Below are 25,620 nucleotides of genomic sequence, written 5' to 3'. Positions count from 1 at the left end.
TTATGCGTCGAAAAAATAACTTATTTTTTAGCATCAAATGGAAAGCTCTATTACTTTTCGGCCTGTTGCTTAGCATTACCCATGCCATCCAATATGGCACCAGTTATAAGCAAATTACTGAGCAGTTTGAACGCCAGCATCATCAGGAACAACAATACCAATTATCTATCGTTAAAGCACTCATCGGCCAATCTGCAAGGCTTATCGAACAAATAGCAGAATTGAACACCACACAGCGTAGCAACACTCCCACTCAGTTTGAAGAACAGGCTATTAAAGCTATCACTCAACAATGGGGGAGCCTACAAACCAACTGGGGCTTAGTGTCTATATCGTTTTACAACCAAGAAAGCCAACTAAAGGCACTCTGGGGGTCAAACGTGACGGCGGTCATACCCAATGAAGACTTAACGAACGTCCTGAGACTAGAAAAACCCAGTTATAAGCTATTTTGCCAAATCCAATGCTACCAAATTGTCTACATCCCTGTCCTTGCTGATTCAATAGGCGAGCAGAACGCTTTATTTGTCTTTGTTCGCTCGTTGGCCGACATTATCATTACATTTAAAGAAGCAACACGTACAGATATCGCCATCCTAAGCCGCTCCTCAACTACTGAGGACAATGAATACGGGCCGCTCAACATTGTGGCTAGTACTAACCCATATAAGCTTAAGCAACTTCTTACAAATTTTTATAAGGCCCACCCAGAGCAAAACCTTGCCGATACCAACGGCAGTCATTTAGATCTAGGGCAGCAGCAATTTAGCTTACGCCTGTTTAATTTAGTCGAGCCTTCTCATTCAAATAGCCCACAGCTTCTAATCGCTACCGACCTTTCTGAAGACTATCTCTTAATTGAGCAATCTAAAAAAGAAGCGCTTTATGCCATCTTACTGGCGCTAATCGCCTCTGTTGTGATTCTTTTACCTATTTTGCTAAAGGCTACTCATCGATTAATAACGGTCAGCAATGCATTGCCTGCTCTATCTAAAGGGAACTTCCATCAAGCAAGAGTCTATTTGCAACAAACGCGTAGGCATAAATATAAAACTCAAGACGAGTTAGTCACACTCGAGCAATCAGCCACTATGGTGATTGATCAATTAGAAAAAGGCAGTCAGTTAATTAGAGAAAAAGAACAAAACCTTGTTTGGCTCGCAGACCATGACTCTCTCACCAAGCTCTTTAATCGCCGCCGCTTCCAACTTGAGTTTGAGCAGCAATTAAAGATTTCTCAACGTTATAGAAGCAACGGCGCTATTCTTTATTTAGATCTCGATCAGTTTAAATACATTAATGACACCAGTGGCCATGGCGCCGGCGACCTTTTATTAAAACAAGTCGCTGAGACCATACAACAAACTATCCGCTCATCCGATATCTTAGCTCGCTTAGGGGGCGATGAATTTGCCTTACTGTTACCCAATATTGATGCTCATGGCGCCACTCAATTCGCTCAAAAAATTATAGAAAAACTGCGTTTAATGCGATTTGAATACAATGGCACGCAACATAATATTAGCGCCAGTATTGGTATCGCTATGTTCCCCGAATATGGTTTGACTGTTCAGAATTTTATGTCAAATGCCGATATCGCAATGTACCAAGCTAAAGAAAGCGGCCGTAGTAAGTCACACCTATACTCCCAAAAAGAACAAACCAAAGAATTACTAAAAACACGCATTTTATGGAAAGAAAAAATTGAAGCGGCTCTTGCAGATAAGCGGCTTTGCCTACATTTTCAACCAATTTTAGATATTAAAACTAATCAAATCTCTCATGCTGAAGCTCTCGTTCGAATGATCGATTTGGACGGTGAAATTATTATGCCTAACAGCTTCATCCCCATTGCCGAACAGTCTGGACTCATCAACCAAATTGACTTAGCTGTTTTACAGCTGGCCTTTGAAACATTACGTTTCTTACAGACACAAAACAACCCTTTAAAACTATCGATTAACCTGTCGGGCAAAGCTTTTAACAACACCCTCCTTATTAGCACCCTTAAAGAGGGGCTCAAGCAGCAAGATATTGACGCTAAAAAACTAATCATAGAAGTCACCGAAACCACCGCTGTGGCGAACATCAATACAGCCGTCAACCTAATGAACGATATCAAGGAAACCGGTGCTAAGTTTGCACTTGATGACTTCGGCGTTGGCTATGCGTCCTTCTTTTACCTACGCCAATTACCCGTTGATTATATAAAAATAGATGGCTCCTTCATTCAAACACTTGAAAAACATAAGGAGGATCAAGTGTTTGTTAAAGCAGTGTCTGAAATATCCCAACTATCTGGATTAAAAACCATTGCTGAGTTTGTTGAAAATCAAACCATTTTAGATTTGCTTGCATCGTATAATATTGATTATGCTCAAGGCTACCATATAGCAAAGCCCTCGGCGACGCTCCCTAATAACAAACTAATCCTCAGTCACTAATCAGCCTAATATCTATACATTGACCTCGCCCTTATCGTTAAAAACCTTAAGCTTAATCGCTGGCCCAATTCTATCTTGTGTGCTGTTTTTCAGCTTTCATGGAAAGCTGCCTGAGCCTCTTATCATTACAGCAGCTATCGCTGTTTGGTGTATTACTTGGTGGGTTTTTGAACCAGTGCCGATCCCCATCACGTCACTTTTACCAATTGCTATTTTTCCACTAACAGGCGTCTTAACAAGTGAGCAAGTAGCTGCCGCTTATGGCAATAAGCTTATCTTACTATTACTCGGCGGCTTCTTACTGTCTACGGCTATTTCTCATTGTGGCGCTCATCGCCGTATAGCACTTACCATGGTCCATTGGTTTGGTAACAACAACCCGAAACGATTAGTATTGGGGTTTATGGTCGCCTCGGCCACACTTAGCATGTGGATTTCCAATACAGCTGCAACGATCATGCTACTTCCCGTTGTGCTAGCCGTCGTTGATAGCACTGACAATAAAAAGCTAGCCATTCCTTTATTACTAGGCCTCGCTTATTCTGCCAGCATCGGCGGCATCGGCACACCCATTGGTACCCCTCCAAATTTAATTTTCATGCAGGTTTATGAAGAGAACACCGGCTTGCAAATTAGCTTTACCCAATGGATGAGCTGGGCGCTACCGTTAGTGATCACTTTTATTCCCATCGTCTGGCTTTGGCTCACCCGACACCTACAGGGTACAGGCGAATTTTCCTTACCTGCTGTGGGCGCATGGACAACACACGAACGACGAGTCACACTTGTCGTTGGGCTTACCGCGTTGCTATGGATCACTCGCCGAGAGCCTTTTGGTGGTTGGAGTGGTTGGCTAAATTTACCGCACGCTAATGATGCATCTATCGCATTACTGGCCGTTATCGTTTTATTTATTACCCCAAATGGCAACAAGCAAAAACTCTTAGACTGGAAAGCAGCTCAGCAAATACCTTGGGGTATTTTATTATTGTTTAGCGGAGGCATTTGTCTGGCCAAAGCTTTTGTTGCCTCGGGTCTAAGCAACCAACTAGGTGAACAACTATCCGCTGTCACCGCCTTTAGCCTTATAGTGATGATAGCCATTATTGCGTTAAGCGTGACCTTTATGACCGAAGCGACCAGCAATACCGCCACCACAGCCATGCTGATGCCCATACTCGCCGCCACCGCCATTAACGCTGACATTGACCCCTTATTATTAATGGTTCCCGCCGCATTCAGCGCCAGCTGCGCCTTTATACTCCCTGTTGCTACTGCCCCGAACACCATTGTGTTTAGTAGTGGATACATCCATGGTGATCAGATGGCAAAAGAAGGCTTTATATTAAACTTGCTTGGCACCCTTGTTATAACAGCCATCTGTTGGTTCGTTTTACTCTAAATTGCGCCTTGCTATATTGCAGGTTCCGCCATTAAAAGGTCTACCAAAATGATGAGAGAAACACTCCAGTGATGACACTCTCTTCATTCATTGCATCGCACCGCTTAATCCTCAATAATACAACACAATAAAAACACTTACCCTACAAAGGGTATACACACCAATCAATTCACACACGGTGTCATTAAAAATAACTTGGAGGGGTGTTATGTCGGCTAATACTGACCATTACTGGACGGATAATATTCGTCTCATTTTGAAGCTGCTATTTATTTGGTTTCTTGTCTCTTTTGTGTTCGGCATCATTTTAGTTGAACCACTTAATAGCATTGAATTTGCTGGCTTTAAGTTAGGCTTTTGGTTTTCTCAGCAAGGCTCCATTATTTCTTTTGTTTTTTTAATTTTTTATTACATTAAAAAAATGAGCGCACTAGATGCTAAATACGGCGTGGATGATTGATATGGAATTACAAACACTGATTTACTTAGTGGTTGGGGCCACATTCGCGCTGTATATCGGCATTGCTATTTGGGCCAATGCAAAAACAACAGGCGATTTTTATATTGCCGGCAAAGGTGTTCACCCTATCGTTAACGGCATGGCGACCGGAGCTGATTGGATGTCAGCGGCGTCGTTTATCTCAATGGCCGGTTTAATTTCATATTTAGGCTACGAAGCCGGTGTGTATTTAATGGGCTGGACAGGCGGCTATGTACTTCTTGCCATGTTACTAGCGCCATATTTACGTAAATTTGGTAAATTTACTGTGCCTGAATTTATTAGTGATCGCTATTATTCACGTGCCGCTCGTGTCATTGCTGTTCTGTGTTTAATTTTTATTTCTTTTACCTATGTCGCGGGGCAAATGCGCGGTGTTGGTATCGTCTTTTCGCGCTTTTTAGAATTACCTATAGATCAAGGTTTATACCTTGGCATGGGCATTGTGTTTATCTATTCGGTCATTGGTGGCATGAAAGGCATCACCTACACGCAAGTTGCACAGTATATTGTGTTGATGTTTGCCTATTCTGTACCGGCTATTTTTATGGCCATACAATTTACAGGCAACCCCATTCCACAAATTGCGTTTGGTAGTCAAATGTCAGATGGCTCTGGGTTTTTATTAGATGCCTTGGATAAAACACTGCTTGATTTAGGCTTTAATGCCTACACCGAGCCGTTTAACGATAAATCAATGATCGACGTTGCCGCCATTACCTTAGCCTTAATGGTCGGCACGGCTGGTTTACCGCATGTTATTGTGCGCTTCTTTACCGTTCCTAAAGTCTCTGATGCAAGAAAATCGGCTGGCTGGGCGCTTATTTTTATCGCCTTGTTATATACCACCGCGCCAGTTGTTGGCTCCTTAAGCCGTTTAAACATTATCAACAGTATTAATGGGCCTGATAACAGCGGCACCGCCTACACCGATATGCCCAGTTGGTTTCAAACATGGGAAAGCTCAGGCTTACTCGGCTGGTTTGATCATAACGGCGATGGTAAATTGCAATACGCTGCAGGTAAAGCATTTGCTGGTGAAGGAAAGCCCGTATTTGATGCTGAACAACGTGGTACTTTAGGTGAACGCATCATTACTAATCCGTCTGAAGGCAAGGTAGTGAATAACGCACCATTTGCTAATGAAATTTACGTTGATCGTGACATTATGGTACTGGCTAGCCCAGAAATCGCGCAATTACCCAATTGGGTTATTGCTTTAATCGCTGCCGGTGGTGTTGCCGCTGCTTTATCCACGGCTGCCGGTTTATTATTAGTTATTTCCGCCAGTATTTCGCACGATTTATTAAAAAGCACCTTTATGCACAAGATCAGCGAGAAAAATGAATTACGCGCTAGCCGAATCACCTCGGCCTTCGCGATTCTCGTTGCTGGTTATTTAGGCTTACACCCACCCGCGTTTGTCGCTCAAGTCGTTGCGTTTGCCTTTGGCTTAGCTGCATCGTCCTTGTTCCCAGTGCTGATTATGGGTATTTTTAGTAAGCGCATGAATAAATACGGCGCCATTTGCGGCATGCTCACCGGGCTGGTGTTCACGATGGGCTATATCATTTATTTTAAAGGCATTTTTATAGAGCCAATGGCCGCTAATACCGCTGAAAACTGGCTGTTTGGTATTTCACCGGAAGGCATTGGTGCGATTGGTATGTGCTTGAACTTCTCCGTCGCCTTTATTGTGTCCAGCCTAACGCCTGCACCGCCTCAAAGTGTACAGAATATGGTTGAACGAATTCGGCTGCCCAATGCAGCCGCTGCCGCTCACGATCACTAAGAAGCGATAATAACGATGCTTAACACTATTTGGGTAGATGCCGACGCCTGCCCTGTTGTCATAAAGGACATTTTATTTCGCGCCGCAGAGCGCACAAACACTCAAATGACCTTGGTGGCTAATCAGCCAATCCGGGTGCCGCCTTCTGCTTATATTTCTTTTTTACGCGTTAATCAGGGTTTTGATGAGGCCGATAATGAAATTGTTAAACGAATGCAAGCGGGAGACTTAGTGATTACTGGCGACATTCCGTTAGCGGCTGATGTCATAGAAAAAGGTGGCACGGCCTTAAACCCACGTGGTGAGCTATACACAAAAGAAAACATTAAAGACCGTCTTAATATGCGCGACTTTATGGAAACCATGCGTTCCAGTGGCTTAGAAATTGGTGGCGGCCCACCGCCTTTAAATAATACGGACCGACAGACATTTGCCAACCAACTCGATAGGCTGCTCACTCAAGCCAATCGTTAACGTTCTTTTATTGTTTTAGTTCAGACACTATTAAATAGACAGTAAATCCATAGAAAACAGCCCTACCTTCACTTATTCAATCGAGAAGTCCCTATTCATTTTTATAATGAATAGGGACTTATATTATTACTGTGCCACCGCTAGGGCTTGCTCAATATCGGCAATAATATCATCGATGTGTTCAATGCCCACCGACAGCCTTACCATCTCTTCACTAACACCTACTTTAGCCAACTCCTCTGCGCTTAATTGACGGTGTGTTGTTGAGGCAGGGTGGCAAGCCAATGATTTAGCATCCCCTATATTCACCAAGCGTAAAACCATTTGCAGTGCATCAATAAATTTGCCTCCTGCTTCCGCCCCCCCTTTAATACCAAAGCTAATGATGCCCGAGGCCTTACCTGCACATATTTTTTGGCATGTTTGATAATCTGGACTGCTTGTTAAGCCAGCATAATTAACCCATTCAACTTGCGCATGTTGCTTGAGGTATTCGGCTACTTTTTCTGCATTTTCACAATGGCGCTCCATTCTTAACGCCAATGTTTCAAGCCCCTGCATCAGCAAGAAGGCACTATGTGCAGCCAGTGCAGCGCCTGTGTTACGTAACGGCACAACTCGGCAACGCCCAATAAAAGCAGCAGAGCCTAACGCTTCTGTATACACAACACCATGATATGAGGGATCAGGTTCATTCAACATCGGAAAACGCTCTTTATTGGCAACCCAGTCAAACTGGCCCGAATCGACAATCATGCCACCAAGCGTTGTGCCATGCCCACCGATATATTTTGTTAATGAATGAATAACAATGTCTGCGCCGTGTTCGAATGGACGACATAAAATAGGTGAGGCCACTGTATTATCTACAATTAAAGGCACACCATGACGATGGGCAATCTCTGCGAGCTTGGCAAGGTCAACCACATTACCACCTGGGTTACCAATAGATTCACAAAACACAGCATTGGTGTTGTCATCAATCAACGCTTCAAGGCCAGCTAAGTCATCATATGAGGCAAAGCGCGTTTCAACGCCTTGTTGTGGTAGCGTATGGGCGAAAAAATTATAGGTTCCACCATACAGTTGGTTGGTGCTAACAATGTTTCTACCCACATGAGTAATACATTGAATAGCATAAGTTATAGCGGCCATTCCTGATGATAATGCCAAGCCTGCAATCCCACCTTCCATTTCAGCCACTCGCTGTTCCAACACCGCATTAGTGGGATTCATAATGCGTGAATAAATATTACCGGGGACCTTTAAGTTGAATAAATCTGCGCCATGCTGAGTGCTATCAAAAGCATACGATGTAGTTTGGTAAATAGGCGTCGTGGCCGCATGAGTGCTTGGGTCTATTTCATAGCCCGTATGAAGCGCAATTGTTTCTAATTTCATTGAGTCTCCTCGATTATTATTTATATAAATTTAACCTACTGCAGAAGTGCGGCGTTTTTATAACGGCTATTAAAACAATTCGCCGCCCTTTTTTTTCAAAATGGCTTCCATTCGCAGACTAATTTGCACAGCAAGTATTTATGAGTCTGAGCCAACAATATAAGCCTTAACAGCTCATATCCACTAGGCGAACTGTGACTTCTAACAACACCAATTGTCGAACTAATGGTTAAGATATGTCAACCAGCGCCGCCGCAGTGCTAAACAACAAAGCAAGGACTTAAGCCATCCATCTATAAAAAAACCACCTGATTATTTATAAAGAATAGGGCAAATATTTCAAGCGGCATCAAGCCTTGTCGTTTATTAAACTGCGCTAAAACAGCCTACACTATTATAAATACTGGTATAAGTGCAGAATCATCGCCCATACATCAATATCACCAAGGCCAGGAAGCAATGGAACATGAAAAATCGGATCTTTTTTATATTAATAAGCCTTATATCGCTAACTGCTTACGCAGCTAAACCGGCTATATTTTTACTTAAAAACTACCATCAAGATATTCCTGTGACGGGTTGGCTTATGAGCGAAAAACTCGATGGTGTCCGCGGCTATTGGGATGGCAACAAGCTCATTAGTCGAGGAGGAAAAATACTCAGCCCACCGGCATGGTTTACCCAGAACTACCCACCTTTCCCAATAGATGGCGAGCTATGGACCCAGCGAGCCGACTTTGAAAACATCAGCTCCATTGTTAACAGCCAAGAGGCTGGTGAACGATGGAAACAGATTACCCATCAAATATTCGATGTGCCCAATCAAACAGGTAATTTACATAAACGGCTACAGGTTTTACAAAACTATCTAGATAAGAACCCTACGCCGTACATTCAGATCATTCAGCAAACAACCGTTAACAATAAAAAACAATTACAGCGCTTTTTACACTCTATTACTGCTAACCAAGGTGAAGGCGTTGTGGTTAGAGACCCTAATCAAGCCTATCAAACAGGCCGCTTATCTTCAGCATTGAAACTAAAGCAATACACCGACACAGAATGTACCGTGCTAAAAGTCCTCCCCGGTAAAGGACAATATCAAGGCAAAATGGGCTCTATACTCTGCCTGACTTCACAGGGTAAACAGTTAACCATTGGCTCTGGTTTTTCAAATAAAGACAGAACTAACCCGCCCCTTATAGGCAGTGAAATAACATTTAAATATTATGGCCTAACCAAAAAAGGGCGCTATCGATTTCCTGTCTATTTAAGACCGTTTAACAAACCTTAGTCACCCGTAAATCAAACAAAAGAGTTTTCCATTGCGCTTTTCATGTTGGCGTATAATTACGCCTAATCAAACACATGGAAAACACATGCCTAAAGCCAGCGATTTAAAATGCGGAATGGTTGTTGAAGTCAATGACGAACCTTATGCGGTTAAAAGTATCGACGTACGCAACCCATCATCTCGTGGAGCCTCTACCCTTTATAAGGTTCGCTTTAATCACCTTAAAAGCAAGCAAAAACGTGATGAAACCTTAAAAGGTGATGACTTTCTGAAGGATCTTGATTGCGAAAAAGCCAATTTACAGTTTTCTTATCAAGATGGTAACGCCTATACCTTCATGAATTTAGACACCTATGATCAATACACATTAGACGCTGAAGACATTGAAGAACAAGTTAAATACCTAAGCGAGGGGCTCGATAGCCTAGTGGGTATTTTGCTAGAAGAAACTCTGGTTGCTATTGAGTTACCGGCCACCATTAGCTTACAAATAGTGGATACGGCGCCTGGTTTAAAAGGCGCCTCTGCCTCTGCACGAACCAAACCAGCTACGCTAAGCACTGGGTTAGAAGTTCAAGTACCGGAGTATATAGACAATGAAGAAGTCATTAAAATAAATACCAGCACCGGCAAATTTATGTCGCGCGGATAAATTATTACCTGACAACCGCACCTTTTAACACTAAGCCCATTTGACTGAGACACCAGCATGAACAACATCCAACAACTACGCGAAGCATTAGCCACATTACAGTTTAGCGACACCATGAACATTATTGATGCGCTGTATGATTTTACACCCAGCGCATTTAGTAACGGCGAAGTTAACAATAAGGCAAATGAAAACAATGGTTCTTGCAAGTTATTTGCCTTTGCCAAGCTAAATGAGTTTACCGAGCCACAAACCTTGGCATTATTTGGTGAGTACTACCGTGATGTACTGGCTACCCCAGATGGCGATGATCACCAAAATATTCGTCACTTTATGAAAACAGGCTGGGCAGGCATTCGCTTTGACAGCAACCCGCTAACAGCAAAAAAATAACCCCGATAAAACCTATGCCTGACACCCTCTTTTCATCTTTACCCATTACATCAGCTCAAGTTAAAAACTTGAGCTCACTCGGCTATAAAAATATGACGCCAGTGCAAGCGCAAAGCCTGCCGCATGTTTTAAAGGGCAAAGATATCCTCGCACAAGCTAAAACAGGGAGCGGTAAAACCGCAGCGTTCGGCATTGGCTTACTAGATAAAATTAACCCACGCTTTTTTGGTACGCAGGCACTGGTTTTGTGCCCAACCCGCGAACTGGCCGACCAAGTCGGTAAAGAAATTCGTAAGTTGGCTCGCAGTGTGCCTAATATAAAGCTGGTACTACTATGCGGTGGCAAACCCTTTGGACCACAAGTAGGCTCACTAGAGCATGGTGCACATATTGTGGTGGGTACGCCCGGGCGAATTCAAGATCACCTAAAAAAACGCACCCTGAAGCTCGATCAGCTAAAAACCCTCGTGTTAGATGAAGCGGACCGAATGTTGGATATGGGCTTTTCTGATGTGATGACTGACATCATTAAACGCACACCTGACTCCCGTCAAACCCTACTGTTTTCTGCCACCTACCCTGACGAAGTAAAAAAAATGTGTCGCTCTATTCAACGCGACCCTATCACCGTCACGGTTGAGTCTGATCATCAGCAAAGCGTGATCGAGCAGTTGTTTTACCAAGTCAAAAAACATGAGCGCAACAATACGCTACTGGCATTATTTGAGCATTATCAACCTAAAACGGCGATTGTTTTCTGCCATACCAAAGCGCAGTGCAGTGAGATGGCTGAGTTTTTACGCGAGCATAATATTGAATCATTAGCGATACACGGCGACCTTGACCAGCGTGAGCGTGACCAAGTGCTTGTTCGCTTTGCTAATAATAGTTGCTCCGTACTGGTTGCAACCGATGTGGCTGCTCGTGGGCTCGATATTAAATCCATCGGCATGGTCATCAATTACGAACTGCCTCGCGATCCTGAAATTTACGTTCATCGTATCGGAAGAACCGGGCGTGCCGGCGAAACTGGGCTCGCCATGAGCTTATTTGCTGAACATGAGCAAGTGCGTGTAAAAGCAATTGAAGAATATCAACACAAACCTTGTTTAATAGACAGCCCTTTATCGTTGGACCGCAATAATAGCTACAAGCTCTACCCGCCAATGGTTACCATTCAAATTGATGGCGGCCGTAAAGATAAAATTCGCCCCGGCGATATTTTAGGGGCACTAACCGGCGATGCTGGCTTAGAAGGCAAGCAAATCGGCAAAATAGATATTTTTGACCGCTCCAGTTATGTGGCGCTTGAACATGAGGCTGTGCGACAAGCACTGAACTACCTCGCCAATGGGAAAATTAAAGGCCGCCCGGCTAAAGCACGGAAGGTTCGCTAATTAAAACGGATGTCTACTCTTGTAGAGCGGTTAGTAGCATTAACCGCCTACATAACGTAAACGCTTTTTAGCTTTTAGTTTATGCATATCGGTCATGATCAGCCCATCTATACAGTGTCCAAAGTTCGCATCTACATTAAAATCAATGTAGCGAACACCGCCTTCATCACATAAATCGGCGTATTGCTTGTATAAGGTTGGTACGGTGACATTCATATGCGCTAAGTGTTCTTTCATGACTCTAAAGTCGTCACTTTGATTATTGCCAGTCAGCACATTTGCCACCTGCTTTTTTATTTCTGGCCTCATAATATAGGGCGTTCGAGAGGTGGCTAAGCAATCGGCATCAGGAAAGTAATGCTGATAGAACGTCACAATCAACGCTTTAGCTAGTTCAGGGTAAGCATCACTTAAGCTAACAGGGCCAAATAAGTAGCGTGTTGATGGGTACTTCCTAAGGTAGGCGCCAATGCCATACCATAAGTGGTCTAAGCTGCGTTTACCCCAATACTTAGGGCTGACAAAACTACGGCCAAGTTCTATACCCTGTTCAAAATAAGGAGCAACTTTCTGCATGTTATAGTCAAAAAGTTCTTGGCTATAAATGCCTCGACCCTTGTCTAAATCCATTAAGCGTTTTACTTCAGCAAGTCGGTAAGAGCCTACAATTTCAAGTTCTTGCTCATCCCACAAAATAATATGGCGATAATGCTTATCATACCGATCAAGATCTCGGCTTTTGCCTGTGCCTTCACCGACACGCCGAAAAGTCATTTCCCTTAAGCGCCCAATTTCATTCATGACCGCAGAGTCCGGTCGATAATCAAACAGGTATATTTTCTTTTCATCGGCTGTTTCGCCCAGTAACTCCGCCTCTTTTAGCTCATTTTTTAGGGCCTTTCGATCACGCGGGTGAATAATGGTCTGTTCTGTTTCCAACAGGCTCTTTTTTCCTTTACCTAGCAAGTAAGCATGGCGACGAACCAATCGCGCAATTTCTTTACGTTTTAATGGCAAACTATCTATAAAACGGTATGAGATAGGAGCACCCACCTTGAAGCTTATCGTTTTCGAGTTTTTATTAAAAACCTCATGCGCTAACAACATGCTTGATAAAGGCTTGTAGAACATTGAACTGCTATAAAAAAGAGATGAGTTCCGCGCCTTAACGTAAATTGGCAAAATAGGAGCTTGGGTTTTCTTAGCAAAACTTAAGAATCCGCTCGACCATTTTCCGTCACGTACTCCGTTCGGTCTCATTCTTGACACTTCGCCTGCAGGAAAAATAATAACGGCTTCTTCATTATTTAAACTCTGCAAAATACGCGAAATACTACTCTTTTGCGTTGATTTTCTTAAATTATCAACGGGTAATAATAGACTGTCTAGCGCCTTAAACTCCATTAACATGTCATTAACCACTATTTTTACATCGCGGCGCACCTCACCAACAAGCTTTAACAGCGATAATCCATCGAGCGCACCCAGTGGGTGATTAGCAACAATAATTACGCGGCCACTGGCGGGGATATTAGCCCTGTCACTGTGTGATGCTGAGTAACTAAAGTTAAAAAATGCAAATACTTGATCAATAAAATCAAACCCCTCGTCATCTTGATGATCTTCTAGGAATTGATTCACTTCATTTTCATGCATCAGTTTTTTTAAAAAACCAACCGTTGGTTTTTTTATCCATGATCCACGTTGCTCAAAACTGGGGATTTTTTGCTCTAAGGTTTGCTCAATATTCAGCATGCTATCCAATAGTTCTTTATGTTTTACTTAGCTCTTAAAGCCAGCTTTTAAAAAGATGGCTCAAGTAGGAAAAACCACCTATTTAGCTGGCTTTTAAATCGCTCTCTATACTTTTCCTAGCTTCAGTGCTTTGCAGCAACTTCATGACATCGTTGTTGTACGATATTGCTTCAGTCAAAAAGGCTTTGCTATCAAGTAGCATTTTCTCCATGCTACTGCTCGCATATCCAATCTGCTCCATCATAAATTCGTTGCAGCTAGCAGCATCTTTGATACCCCTTGCCGCTTCAACACGTTTTTCAGTTAATACTTTGTATTCCTTTGCCTTGGCGTACCCTGCCTCCACAGCCTTTTCCATTTTCATCCGATTTAATTCAGTTAACTGCTTAACGGGGGCCATCAGCTCTTCAAGCGTTTTCATGCGGCTATCTCCTAGTGAATATAACTACTCGTTGGTTAAATTTATCGACAGGCTAATCGTTGTTTATGAACTTTTTATAACAGCCGGATGAAGCTTTAATGAATGCTGCAAATGCACATATTCTGCTATACTGAAGCGACAACTTAACGCGATACGTTAAGCCTCCAATTAAATTGATATCATACTCATGTTCCAACTTCTTCTTTCTCGCTCTCAGAGCCTGAAAAGCGACCTGCTTTCTGGCCTTACCGTTGCACTAGCCCTTGTACCCGAAGCCGTTGCCTTTGCTTTTGTAGCAGGCGTTGAACCCTTGGTCGGTTTATATGCCGCCTTTATGGTTGGCTTAATTACCGCCGCTATTGGTGGTCGTCCGGGAATGATTTCTGGCGCAACCGGCGCACTGGCTGTTGTTATGGTGAGCTTGGTGGCAACTCATGGGGTTGAATATCTATTTGCAACCGTTGTCTTAATGGGTGTTTTACAAGTGCTGGCTGGAGTTTTTCGCTTAGGAAAATTCATTCGCTTAGTGCCACACCCTGTGATGTTAGGCTTTGTGAATGGTTTAGCGATTGTTATTTTTATGGCTCAGCTGCAACAATTTCAATTCCTTGATCCGGTCACCGGCGAGCTTGCTTGGCTACAAGGTGAGCAGATGACATTAATGTTAGGCATGGTGGCGCTGACCATGGCCATTATCTATTTCTTACCCAAATTAACGAAGGCCATTCCATCATCATTGGCTGCGATCTTAACCATCGTTGCCATTTCTATTGGCTTAGATATGGACTTACGTACCGTTCAAGATGTGCTTGTCGATATGACTGGCGATCCGGTGGCGACTATTGCTGGCGGCTTACCGCAATTCCATTTCCCTAGCGTGCCGCTAAATCTTGAAACGCTGAAAATTATTTTCCCTTATGCGCTGATTCTTGCTGCCATTGGTTTAATTGAGTCTTTATTAACCTTAACTCTGATTGATGAGATAACTGAGACACGTGGCCGTGGAAATAAAGAATGCATTGGTCAAGGCGTTGCCAATGTGGCTACCGGTTTTTTTGGTGGTATGGGTGGCTGCGCGATGATTGGTCAAAGCATGATCAATATTAATTCTGGCGGCCGTGGACGCGCCTCAGGCATTTCTGCTGCGCTATTCTTACTCGCCTTTATTTTAGTTGGCTCATCACTGATTGAAATGATCCCCGTTGCCGCGTTAGTCGGCGTGATGTTTATGGTGGTACTGGGTACATTTGAATGGGCCAGCTTCCGCTTATTGGGCCGCATCCCAACTTCCGATACGCTTGTGGGTATTACTGTTGCGGTTGTTACCGTGCTAACTGATTTAGCTATTGCGGTTGTCGTGGGAGTCTTAATGTCTACCTTAGTGTTTGCTTGGAAACATGCCAAAAACATGCACTTTGATATTGAAGAAAAAGATGGCGTTAAGATCTATAAGCCAACTGGACCACTCTTTTTCGCTTCAATCCACCACTTTCGTGATCAGTTTGACCCCATTAACGACCCACAAGAAGTGATTGTTGATTTTGCACGTTCACGCGTGTCTGACCATTCAGGCATTGAAGCCATTGACGCCTTGGCAGAGCGGTATATGAAGCAAGGCAAAACACTGCATTTACGTCATTTAAGCCCAGAGTGCATCAAATTATTACACAAGGCTAGAAAGCTAATTGAAGTTAACGTGATTGAAGACCCAAAATATTCAATTGCTGATGATGAACTAGGCTAACAATGTTAGCCTGCCTTACATAGAGGCTTGAACGCATTTAATAATGCCGTATTCATACTCTTCATCCAAGGCCTCATAGATAGGTTTAATGCGGCCTTTTGACTCATCTTCCAAAGACTCTATAGTCATGATGATTTCTTGATATTCACTGTCGTCTAAATCGAGTACCTCTTTGACATCCAGTAGCCCTACTTCAATTGCATCGGCTAAATGTCCATATACCGTGTTTTCTTTCATATCGCGCTGTGTTGCAATCGCCTTTATATCTAAACCCTCTTGATACAACATGAGCGTCTCATTAACCGTTGCGCTAAGCCGATTATTCAATAATTCTGCTAACGGGTACTTTGCAATTTCTGCCAAAAAAACCTGGCCATAACGCTTTATTTTTTGATCACCCACGCCACTGATATACCGCATATCGCCAATCTCAACCGGGCGCTTTTTAATCATTTCCATTAAGGTTGCATCATGAAAAATGACATAGGGCGGCACACCACTGTCTTCCGCTAGTTGCGTTCTCAAAGCTCGTAAAGCGTCCCATAACGGCTCGTCTTGTGGGCGAACAGGGCTTTTCTTCTTTTTTTCTGTTGTCAGCTTTTCTTCTTTTGTTTGCTTTCTTAGCGCCAGTTTTTGTTCACCGCGTAACACTGGTCGGCATTTTTCTGTCAGTGTTAGCGAGCCATGGCTTTCTGCTTCAACATTAATAAAGCCAAGCGCTATCAACTGCCTAAAAATAGTTCGCCATTCCATCGTTGAGAATTCTTTACCAATGCCAAAGGTACTTAACTGCTCGTGCTGGTTTTGCCGAATACGCTCATCGGCCTTACCCATTAAGACATCAATAATATAATTAACGCCAAAGCGTTGCCCTGTACGATAAATGCTCGATAAAATCTTTTGCGCCGCTTCAGAACCATCCCATTTTTCAGGCGGTGTTGTGCAATTATCACAGGCACCACATGGCTGTTCTAACCGCTCATCAAAGTAGCCTAGCAAGGCTTGCCGCCGACAAGCAATCAGCTCGCAAAGCCCCAGCATAGATTCTAATTTATTATGCTCAACACGTTTATGCGCCTCATCGGCATTGGAGTTTTGCATAAATTGTCGCAGCGTCAATACATCTTGCAAGCCATACGCCATCCAGGCATTTGCAGGCTCGCCATCACGGCCTGCACGACCGGTTTCTTGATAATACGCCTCAATACTTTTTGGTAAACGTAAGTGCGCTACAAAACGTACATCCGGCTTATCTATGCCCATACCAAAGGCGATTGTAGCGACAATAATCACCCCTTCATCGCGTAAAAAACGCTGTTGGTTTTTTTGCCTAAGCTCTTGCGATAAGCCCGCGTGATAAGGCAATGCGATACGCCCTTGTTCTGTTAACCATTCGGCAGTCGCTTCTACTTTCTTGCGTGATAGGCAATACACAATGCCTGCATCTTGCGCATGATTTTCCTGTATAAAGCGCCACAACCGTAATTTCGGGTTATTACCTTCAGAAATAGCATAGTGAATATTCGGCCGATCAAAACTATTGATGAATACCCGCGCCCCTTCAAGTTGTAATTGCGCAATAATTTCATCGCGCGTACGTTGATCAGCTGTGGCGGTTAATGCAATACGCGGCACTTGTGGAAAACGCTCATGCAGCACACGTAACTTTTGATATTCTGGCCTAAAGTCATGCCCCCATTGCGATACACAATGCGCCTCATCAATCGCAAACAAGGCAATATGGCAGCGCTCCAACAACGACAGCATAATAGGGTTCAACAACCTTTCTGGCGCTACATACAATAAATCTAAAGCGCCATTTAATAATTGCGCCTCCACTTCTCGCGCCTCAGCGACATCGAGTGTTGAGTTTAAATAGGCTGCTTTAATACCCAGTTGATTAAGCGCATCCACCTGATCCTGCATCAGCGCAATCAATGGCGATACAATAATCGCAGTGCCATCACGCAATAAGGCTGGAATTTGGTAGCACAGCGACTTACCGCCGCCAGTGGGCATCAGCACAAAGGCATCGCGCCCTTGCTCTAACTCATGAATAATCTCACCTTGTGGCTCACGAAAAGCGTCGTAACCAAACGTTGACTGTAAAATAGATTGCGCGCGATTCATCAATTCAAGGGCTAATAAAAAATATAATTATCGCATAAACAAGCCTATCCGCAGCTAAACGAATCGGCTCACATTCAATGACATTATCAATACCAGAAGCAAATTAGGCGGTGCTTACTTGTCGTTTAAGCAGCGCTCTCAGGCTTTAGGTATAATGCCATCTTTCCCATCTGTACGACCCAAAACATGTTGAAGTTAAGCAACGTATCGCTCCGCCGAGGAACTAAAGTATTATTCGAGAATGTTTCCTTTACCGTGCACGCAGGTCAGCGCGTTGGCATTAGCGGTGCCAATGGCTGTGGTAAGTCCAGTTTATTTGCGATGGTGTTAGATAGTCTCCAGCCCGATAGCGGTGATTTTTCTATTCAATCGGGTTTTGTGATTGCCCACGTTGCCCAAGAGTTGACCGCCACTGAGCAAGCGGCTATTGAATTTGTGATCGATGGCGATAAAGAACTCCGCGATATTCAGCAAAAAATAGCCCAAGCAGAAGAACAACACGACGGCCACCGTGCCGCCGAGCTGTATGCTGAACTAGAAACCATTCAAGGCTACACCGCCAACTCGCGGGCAGCTATTTTAATGAATGGACTGGGCTTTAAAGCCACCGATTTAAACAACCCTGTTACCAGCTTTTCGGGTGGCTGGCGCGTACGTTTAAACCTTGCAAAGGCGCTCATGTGCCGCTCCGATCTGCTATTGTTGGACGAGCCAACCAATCACTTAGACTTAGATGCCGTTATTTGGCTACAAGAGTGGTTACAAAGTTATGCTGGAACCCTGTTACTTATTTCGCACGATAGGGACTTTTTAGACGCCGTTGTCGGCAATATTCTACATATTGAGCAACAAAGTGCGATGCTTTATAGCGGCAATTATTCTCAATTTGAACGCGCTAGGGCTGAACGCTTGGCGCAGCAACAATCTAATTTTGAACGACAACAAAAAGAACGCGCACATATTCAAAGTTATGTTGATCGGTTTAAAGCGAAAGCTACCAAAGCCAAACAAGCACAAAGTCGCTTAAAAGCACTGGAGCGGATGGAATTGATTTCTGCCGCACACATTGACTCTCCTTTTCACTTTGCGTTTTTCAAGCCTGAACGAGTCTCAAACCCACTGATCAAAGTTGAAAAGACAACACTGGCCTACAGCGACAATGTCATTTTAAATAATGTGTCTCTGTCTATAAAACCCGGTGATCGCCTTGCATTATTAGGCCCAAACGGCGCCGGTAAATCGACATTAATTAAGCTTCTCGCAGAAGAAAACAAGCCAACAAGCGGCAGCATTGAATGTGCCGAAAGCCTTAAAGTTGGTTATTTCGCACAGCACCAGTTAGAGCAATTAGATCCTAATGCATCACCCTTATTGCATTTGCAGCGATTAGATAAAAAAACCACCGAACGTGATTTAAGAAACTTTCTTGGTGGTTTCGGCTTTCATGGTGACAAAACTCTAGAAGCCATCGCGCCCTTTTCTGGAGGCGAAAAAGCAAGGCTAGCCCTCGCACTTCTGGTTTATCAAAAACCTAATTTATTATTACTTGATGAACCGACCAACCATTTAGATATAGAAATGCGCCATGCCTTAAGTGCCTCCTTACAAGAATTTAGTGGCGCAATGATTATTGTTTCCCATGATCGACACTTGCTTCGCACTATCACTGATCAGTTTTTACTCGTCTCTACCGGCAAAATAACACCCTTTGATGGCGACTTAGATGACTACGCCGACTGGGTAAAAAATCAAGCCAAAGAAAATGACAGCGCCCCCTCTAGCGATAAAAGCGTTAATGCTCGTAAAGAACAAAAACAACAACAGGCAAATAACAGGCAACAGCAAAAACCACTACGCGACGCCCTAAGAAAAGCAGAAAAACAACTCGATAAATTACAGGAGAAACAACAACAGCTTGAAGCCAAACTGGCTGATAGCGATTTATACCATCAAGATAAGAAGCAACAATTAGCTGACATTATTAATGAAAAGAACAGCATTGATGAGCAACTAGCCAAAACCGAAGAGGCTTGGCTGACGGCACAAGAAGCGCTCGAAGAGCTTATATAATCAGTTAAAGAGCCTAGCCCAGTTTGTGACCGAAAAAACAGTTAACTAACCATAATAAGCCTCAATTTTATATTGGGCACGCTTGATTAACGCTTACAAATGCGTAACATCAGCACCTATTACGTGAATGGACAACATTGGAATGAGCGAAAAAACTAACAAAGACCCTCTACACGGCCTTACACTTGAGGCGATTGTTACTAGCCTTGTTGAACATTATGGCTGGGAGAGTTTAGGCCAGCAAATAAACATTCGTTGTTTCATCAGTGATCCATCTGTTAAATCTAGCCTTAAGTTTCTTCGCAAAACACCTTGGGCTAGGAAAAAAGTGGAGACGCTTTACCTTGCAACACAAAATAGCGTTTGGAAAAAATAATTCCTATTAGATACTGCAAATAGCCGCCCATTCCAGCCTAATTGAAAGGTAGGCACCGCTGACACTATTCAAGTTTAAAAAAGGCTAAATTGACCCCTAAGAAAAAAGTTGAATTCCTGATTATTGGCCAAGGGCTAGCCGGTAGCTTGTTGGGCTGGCGACTTATTCAACAAGGTCACTCTGTTTTACTCCTTGACCCTTGCCTTACGCACACCGCATCGCGCACCGCGGCTGGCTTAATTAACCCGGTAACGGGCAAAAGGTTAGTTAAAACTGACCATGTCGAACAATACCTTACAGCAGCAAAGGAACTTTATGCAGAACTGGCTAATTTCTTTGGTCTCACCTTTCTGCATGAAAGGGAACAGGTTCGCCTATTCCAATCAGAGGCTGAGCTAAACCAGTGGAACAAGCGAAAAAATCAGGCTGAGTATGCACCTTTCTTGGCTGAACGTTTCAATGCAAAAGATAAAAAATACCTAAAAGAAACATCCTTGGGTGGTTTCAAGCAACAGCAATGTGCTTACCTTGATACTGTTGCTTTACTCGATCATTTGCGTGATTTTTTCCTGCATCAAGGCTGCTTCATCAAGGCACAAATTGACTTGAGTGAACTTAACATCAGTTCATCATCAGTTGAATGGCATGACCACACTGCCGATAAAATAATTTTTTGTGATGGCTATCACTTACAATATAACCCATGGTTTTCATGGCTTCCTTTGCAGCCTGTACAAGGTGATATTTTAACCCTGAAAACAGATCAGCCTTTGCCAAATGAAATTGTGCAGTTTGGCAAATGGTTACTGCCCCTTGCTAACGGGCAACTCAAATTGGGGGCCAGTTGGCAATGGCAACCACTGGATGAGAAACCTAACGAAAAAGCTGCTCTTGATTTACTCGATGCCTGTTACCCGTATTTTCCGCACTTAAGGCAAGCTCAACGACTAGAACACAACGTTGGTATTCGCCCTGGTACCCGCGACAAACAACCCTTTTTAGGCCAGCATCCTGAGCAGTCTAACTTACTCGTTTTTAACGGTTTCGGCTCCAAGGGCTCACTCCTCATTCCGTGGCATGCAGAACGCTTTTTACGTTACTTAACTCACGCTGAGCCGTTACCAACATCCGCTGATATTAATAGGTATACACATGACTATTTCACTCGTTAACCAAGCACATAACAATATTGCGAATTATCTTTCAGAGGGCGATATTGCCGTTGATGCCACAATGGGTAATGGCTTTGATACGCTCTTTTTAGCCAAGCAAATTGGTGAGGCAGGAAAAGTCTACTCGTTCGACTTACAAGCCGCCGCTTTGCACACAACAGAGCAACGGCTAAGCAAAGAAAAACTATTACACCGGGTTTGCCTGATACAAGATGATCACTCACAATTATCAGCTTACTTAACGAAGGACGATGTTCATTCGATTCGTTGTGCGATGTTTAATTTAGGCTATTTACCGGGTAGTGATAAATTACTGCAAACGACGCCAAACTCTACGCTTCAGGCATTAGAGTCAGCGATTGCCCTATTGGCACAGCCAGGTATTATTTCTATACTGGCTTACACAGGACATACTGGTGGTCGAGAGGAAACTGAGTCTGTAAAAAGTTGGGCGAAGACACTGCCAAAAAAACAATACGAGGTGACTATTCAAATACCTAGCGCAACAAAAAATAGCCCACCAGAACTTATTTTGATAGAGCACCTGTAATTAATCATGCCATAACGTTTAAGACACGCGTCGCCTTTCTACACGGTTCTTTTTATTATCTTTCAGTGGGTTTTAGTATTTTCCAAGCCTTATCTACTTTAGCCAAGCTATTATCCTTAGGGATTTCGCCCGCTTGGTTTCACCTTAAAAAAGCACCACCGAGTAACGATTAGCAAGGACAAACCGGCCCCTAAGATATCAGCAAACCAATCATACAAATCCGACTCACGCCCTGATATAAATGACTGATGCCATTCATCACTGGCCGCATAGAGCGCTGAAAAAATAAAGGCCACAATGAGCGCTCGTTGTTCGTTTTTGATTACTTGGGTGAAATAAGCTAACGCAAAGAAACCTAAAACAGCATAGGCAATTGCATGAAAAACCTTATCTTGATGTGCAAATAGCACTGGCGTTGGTAACGCTGACTGATGGGATAAGTAAAAAATAAGCCCACAATAGCCCACCAACAAAGCCAAGCAAACGCCTTTCACGTTAGGCGAATACCGTACTGGCTTCAAACACGGGGCCATCGACACAGACTCGTTTCATCGCCTCACCCTCTTTTGTCTTCACCTTAACAACACAACCGGCACAACCACCAACGGCGCATGCCATATATTCTTCAAGCGACACTTGGCATGAAATATTAAATTCTTTGGCCAATGCAGCCACTGCTTTTAACATCGGCGTGGGGCCACAGGAATATATCTCTACCTGTTGCCGCTGTGCTTCACTAAGGGCATTCAGCCAATCGCGTGCTAGGTCGGTAATGTAACCTTGATAAACACCATCATAATTTTGCAAACTGGCTAAACGGCTGGGAATCCCCCACTCTTCTAATAATGGTAAACCATCACTAACGCTTGCTTCAATACCATCAAGCGCCAATGCCGATGCCTTTCTTTGAAACGGAAAAGGAACTTCTGAGCCCATAAAAACAACCGGTGTTATCTCAGTTTGATTGTCTTTTATATACTCTGATAAACAAATCATGGGAGGAATACCGACGCCACCACCCAACAGCAAGGCCCTAGGTTTGTTGGTGTTTAACTCAAATGGTCGACCAATTGGCCCCATCACGTTAATTGTCTCACCCACTGCGCGTTTTGCGAGCAATTCTGTCCCAGCACCCACCGCCTTATATAAAAACTCAACCCAACCTTCTGAAGCGCAAGCACGCATAATTGATAATGGGCGACGCATTAAACGTTGGGGGTCACATTGAATGTGTGCAAACTGTCCTGGCTGTGCTGAGGCTGCACACTTAGGCGCCTTCACGCGTAAAACGTATTGCTCTTGTTCAAACGCCTGTTGCGCCAAAATTTCAGCATCTTCTAAAAAAATGGTGTTTCGTGTATTTTCTTGCATTATTCCTCGAAAACTAAGTGGCCATTAACCAGTGTATGCGTTACTTTGCCTTTCATTTGATGCCCAAGGTAAGGCGTGTTTATTCCTTGGCTAAACCAATGTTCCTCATCAACTAGCCAAGTTTTATCAGGGTCAACAATACACAGGTCTGCTGGAGCGCCTTCCGACAGACGCCCTGTTGCCAGCCCCAGTGTCACTGATGGCCCATCCGTTAAACGACTCACCATTTGAGATAAATCCAATATTCCCTCATCTACCAGTGTCAGCATTAATGGTAACACCGTTTCTAAACTTGAAATGCCTGGCTCAGTTGATGGGAAGGGGGCTTGTTTAGCTTCTGCCTCATGCGGTCGATGACCTGAGCTAACACTCAATATTCCTTTTGCAACACCCGCCACTAACGCATCTCTGTCTTCTACTGAACGCAGTGGTGGTGAAGTATGATAGTTTGCGTCAAACGTACCCACATCAAATTCAGTTAAGCTTAATTGGTATGCATGTACATCTGCCGAAATGGCATCATTAGTAGCCTGCGCTCTTGCAATCATCGTCACAGCCCTTGCTGAAGACACGCCCGTTAAATGAATTCTCGCACCCGTTTCTTCGGCTAATTCAATCATCTGTGCGATAGCTACTGTTTCTGCTGAAACAGGGATGCCCGATAAACCCAATTTAGAACTCACCGAGCCATCATGAATACAACCATCATCTTTAATCGATATATCTTCTGGTTTGAGTATCACCAGCAGGTCATGGGTACTGGCATACTGTAAAGCACGCCTTAATATTTGGTTATCAATCGTATTATTGGGTGCTTGGCTTACGGCAACACAACCTGCTTTTTTCAAGGCATACATTTCACTCAGCGCCTTACCTTGTAGCCCAACCGTTAAAGCGCCTAATGGCAGTACTTTTGCCGAACCAGCCAAGGCCGCTTTGTCCAAAATCAGTTGCACAACAGAAGGGGTATCTAATACTGGCTGGGTATCTGGCAAGCAACAAATTGAGGTATAGCCGGCCGATACAGCAGCTTTTGTTTCGCTCTGTATTGTTGCCTTATGTTCATAACCCGGCTCTCTTAGACTGGCATTTAAATCTACAAAGCCCGGTAACACCCATTTATTGCTGGCATCTATACTCTGTTGTGCAACAAAGCCCGCTGGCTTCTCACCCACCGATTGAATTTGACCGTTGGCAATATAGACATCCTTAACTGCATCACAGGCATTAGCTGGGTCAACGACTCGGCCATTTTTGATGTGTATATTCATCCCTTAACTACCTTATTTTGACCCAGCGTAAGTGTCATCACCGCCATGCGGATAGCAATGCCATTCGTCACTTGCTGCAAAATAACCGAATTGGCACCATCAGCAACGGCAGCTTCCATTTCCACGCCACGATTAATCGGCCCTGGGTGCATCACGGTGACATCCGGCTTGGCATACGCCAACTTTTCTTCCGTCAGGCCAAAACACTCAAAATACTCGTGCTCACTGGGTAAGAGTGCAGCGCCCATTCGTTCACGTTGCAAACGCAGCATGATCACCACATCTACATCATCAAGCCCTGTACGTAAATCGCCATACACGTGCACACCTAATGAATTAACATCACTCGGTAACAACGTCTTCGGAGCAATAACTCGCACCTCTTTAACCTCTAGCGTATTAAGCGCATGAATTTGCGAGCGAGCAACTCGTGAATGCAAGATATCGCCAATAATGGCAACTTTCAAATGCTTAAACTCCTTCTTTACTCGACGAATAGTAAACATGTCGAGCATCGCCTGAGTGGGATGTGCGTGGCTTCCATCGCCAGCATTAATAACGCTGACATGTGGCTCTACATGTCGCGCGATAAAATGTGCCGCGCCACTATCGGAGTGCCTCACCACAAACATATCGGCCTGCATCGCTTCTAAATTACGAATCGTGTCGAGAATACTTTCGCCTTTAGAGGTTGCAGACGTTGCTATATTTAAATTAATCACATCCGCAGATAAGCGTTTTGCAGCTAAATCAAACGTCGTACGTGTTCGCGTGCTGTTTTCAAAAAACAAATTAACAATCGTTTTTCCACGCAGTACGGGGACTTTTTTTACCGCCTGATGACCTACGCTCGAGAATGACTCGGCGACATCCATAATCTCTATCAGGGTTTCTTTAGAAAGACCCTCGGTGGTTAGAAAGTGGCGGAGTTGTCCCTGTTCATCAAGTTGTAAACGGGAACTATCGGGTGCTTTGAAGGACGTACTAGCAGGTTGCTTGCTAGAGCTCATAT

22 protein-coding genes are annotated in these 25,620 nt (G+C 43.8%); 14 read left to right on the top strand and 8 right to left on the bottom strand.

Annotation, left to right across the window (positions count from 1 at the left end; all coding sequences use genetic code 11):
• The first annotated feature begins 2 nt into the window (after positions 1–2).
• From CYCME_RS01465 to CYCME_RS01445, 5 genes are all read left to right on the top strand, one after another.
• Positions 3–2,444, top strand: a complete 2,442-nt coding sequence (locus CYCME_RS01465; RefSeq protein WP_020931921.1) for an EAL domain-containing protein — start codon at positions 3–5, stop codon at positions 2,442–2,444.
• 19 nt (positions 2,445–2,463) lie between these two features.
• The gene (locus tag CYCME_RS01460; RefSeq protein ID WP_020931920.1) at positions 2,464–3,846 is read left to right on the top strand and encodes an SLC13 family permease; all 1,383 of its coding nucleotides are present in this window, start codon (positions 2,464–2,466) and stop codon (positions 3,844–3,846) included.
• 208 nt (positions 3,847–4,054) lie between these two features.
• Positions 4,055–4,306: a DUF4212 domain-containing protein gene (locus CYCME_RS01455; RefSeq protein ID WP_015006934.1), complete on the top strand. Its 252-nt coding sequence runs from the start codon at positions 4,055–4,057 to the stop codon at positions 4,304–4,306.
• Positions 4,281–6,137 (top strand): sodium:solute symporter family protein, encoded by a 1,857-nt coding sequence (locus CYCME_RS01450; protein WP_020931919.1) that lies wholly within the window; start codon positions 4,281–4,283, stop codon positions 6,135–6,137. The genes CYCME_RS01455 and CYCME_RS01450 overlap by 26 nt, the downstream gene beginning before the upstream one ends.
• 15 nt (positions 6,138–6,152) lie before the next feature.
• Positions 6,153–6,611: a YaiI/YqxD family protein gene (locus CYCME_RS01445; protein WP_020931918.1), complete on the top strand. Its 459-nt coding sequence runs from the start codon at positions 6,153–6,155 to the stop codon at positions 6,609–6,611.
• Positions 6,612–6,737: 126 nt separating this feature from the next.
• On the opposite strand, the gene CYCME_RS01440 is transcribed toward CYCME_RS01445, so the two are convergent.
• Positions 6,738–8,012 (bottom strand): O-acetylhomoserine aminocarboxypropyltransferase/cysteine synthase family protein, encoded by a 1,275-nt coding sequence (locus CYCME_RS01440; RefSeq protein ID WP_020931917.1) that lies wholly within the window; start codon positions 8,010–8,012, stop codon positions 6,738–6,740.
• 466 nt (positions 8,013–8,478) lie between these two features.
• Here CYCME_RS01440 and CYCME_RS01435 point away from each other — a divergent pair, with 466 nt between their 5' ends.
• The 4 genes from CYCME_RS01435 (at position 8,479) to dbpA (ending at position 11,748) form a co-directional block, all read left to right on the top strand.
• Positions 8,479–9,306 carry a DNA ligase gene (locus CYCME_RS01435; protein WP_020931916.1) on the top strand — a complete coding sequence of 276 codons (828 nt, stop codon included), beginning with the start codon at positions 8,479–8,481 and terminating at the stop codon, positions 9,304–9,306.
• An 85-nt stretch (positions 9,307–9,391) separates the two neighbouring features.
• Entirely contained in the window at positions 9,392–9,958 is a 567-nt protein-coding gene (gene yeiP / locus CYCME_RS01430) for an elongation factor P-like protein YeiP (protein ID WP_020931915.1), read from the top strand.
• Between the two features lie 57 nt (positions 9,959–10,015).
• The gene (locus CYCME_RS01425; protein ID WP_020931914.1) at positions 10,016–10,351 is read left to right on the top strand and encodes a HopJ type III effector protein; all 336 of its coding nucleotides are present in this window, start codon (positions 10,016–10,018) and stop codon (positions 10,349–10,351) included.
• 14 nt (positions 10,352–10,365) lie between these two features.
• On the top strand, positions 10,366–11,748 hold the full coding sequence (gene dbpA / locus CYCME_RS01420; RefSeq protein WP_020931913.1) for an ATP-dependent RNA helicase DbpA: 1,383 nt from the start codon (positions 10,366–10,368) through the stop codon (positions 11,746–11,748).
• Positions 11,749–11,787: 39 nt separating this feature from the next.
• Here the strand turns inward: dbpA and CYCME_RS01415 are convergent, their stop codons facing one another.
• Together CYCME_RS01415 and CYCME_RS01410 are read right to left on the bottom strand one after the other, a co-directional pair.
• Positions 11,788–13,503, bottom strand: a complete 1,716-nt coding sequence (locus tag CYCME_RS01415) for a GNAT family N-acyltransferase (RefSeq protein ID WP_020931912.1) — start codon at positions 13,501–13,503, stop codon at positions 11,788–11,790.
• Between the two features lie 82 nt (positions 13,504–13,585).
• A complete protein-coding gene (locus tag CYCME_RS01410; protein ID WP_020931911.1) occupies positions 13,586–13,924 on the bottom strand; it encodes a hypothetical protein in 339 nt (112 codons plus the stop codon).
• Between the two features lie 187 nt (positions 13,925–14,111).
• Here CYCME_RS01410 and CYCME_RS01405 point away from each other — a divergent pair, with 187 nt between their 5' ends.
• Positions 14,112–15,668, top strand: a complete 1,557-nt coding sequence (locus CYCME_RS01405) for a SulP family inorganic anion transporter (RefSeq protein ID WP_020931910.1) — start codon at positions 14,112–14,114, stop codon at positions 15,666–15,668.
• Positions 15,669–15,683: 15 nt separating this feature from the next.
• Here the strand turns inward: CYCME_RS01405 and recQ are convergent, their stop codons facing one another.
• A complete protein-coding gene (recQ, locus tag CYCME_RS01400; protein WP_020931909.1) occupies positions 15,684–17,798 on the bottom strand; it encodes a DNA helicase RecQ in 2,115 nt (704 codons plus the stop codon).
• Between the two features lie 186 nt (positions 17,799–17,984).
• On the opposite strand from recQ, the gene CYCME_RS01395 reads away from it, so the two are divergent.
• From CYCME_RS01395 to CYCME_RS01380, 4 genes are all read left to right on the top strand, one after another.
• On the top strand, positions 17,985–19,868 hold the full coding sequence (locus CYCME_RS01395) for an ATP-binding cassette domain-containing protein (RefSeq protein WP_020931908.1): 1,884 nt from the start codon (positions 17,985–17,987) through the stop codon (positions 19,866–19,868).
• Between the two features lie 142 nt (positions 19,869–20,010).
• Positions 20,011–20,244: a VF530 family DNA-binding protein gene (locus tag CYCME_RS01390; protein WP_016390824.1), complete on the top strand. Its 234-nt coding sequence runs from the start codon at positions 20,011–20,013 to the stop codon at positions 20,242–20,244.
• An 89-nt stretch (positions 20,245–20,333) separates the two neighbouring features.
• Positions 20,334–21,416: an NAD(P)/FAD-dependent oxidoreductase gene (locus tag CYCME_RS01385; RefSeq protein WP_020931906.1), complete on the top strand. Its 1,083-nt coding sequence runs from the start codon at positions 20,334–20,336 to the stop codon at positions 21,414–21,416.
• Complete coding sequence (locus CYCME_RS01380) at positions 21,397–21,966, top strand: tRNA (mnm(5)s(2)U34)-methyltransferase (RefSeq protein WP_015006947.1); 570 nt, start codon at positions 21,397–21,399, stop codon at positions 21,964–21,966. The genes CYCME_RS01385 and CYCME_RS01380 overlap by 20 nt, the downstream gene beginning before the upstream one ends.
• Before the next feature lie 116 nt (positions 21,967–22,082).
• On the opposite strand, the gene CYCME_RS01375 is transcribed toward CYCME_RS01380, so the two are convergent.
• Genes CYCME_RS01375 through CYCME_RS01360 form a run of 4 tightly spaced genes read right to left on the bottom strand, consistent with a single transcriptional unit; the run spans position 22,083 to position 25,618 of the window.
• Entirely contained in the window at positions 22,083–22,487 is a 405-nt protein-coding gene (locus CYCME_RS01375; RefSeq protein WP_223253211.1) for a VanZ family protein, read from the bottom strand.
• Complete coding sequence (locus CYCME_RS01370; protein ID WP_015006949.1) at positions 22,462–23,337, bottom strand: dihydroorotate dehydrogenase electron transfer subunit; 876 nt, start codon at positions 23,335–23,337, stop codon at positions 22,462–22,464. The genes CYCME_RS01375 and CYCME_RS01370 overlap by 26 nt, the downstream gene beginning before the upstream one ends.
• On the bottom strand, positions 23,337–24,608 hold the full coding sequence (locus CYCME_RS01365) for a dihydroorotase (RefSeq protein ID WP_016390819.1): 1,272 nt from the start codon (positions 24,606–24,608) through the stop codon (positions 23,337–23,339). The genes CYCME_RS01370 and CYCME_RS01365 overlap by 1 nt, the downstream gene beginning before the upstream one ends.
• Entirely contained in the window at positions 24,605–25,618 is a 1,014-nt protein-coding gene (locus tag CYCME_RS01360) for an aspartate carbamoyltransferase catalytic subunit (RefSeq protein ID WP_015006951.1), read from the bottom strand. Before CYCME_RS01360 ends, CYCME_RS01365 begins: the two co-directional genes overlap by 4 nt.
• Positions 25,619–25,620: the final 2 nt, after the last annotated feature.

Origin of the sequence: Cycloclasticus zancles 78-ME, from assembly GCF_000442595.1 — a bacterium.
GTDB lineage: Bacteria > Pseudomonadota > Gammaproteobacteria > Methylococcales > Cycloclasticaceae > Cycloclasticus > Cycloclasticus pugetii.
The sequence above is the reverse complement of the archived record's forward strand: the minus strand, read 5'-3'. Positions and strand labels throughout refer to the sequence as shown.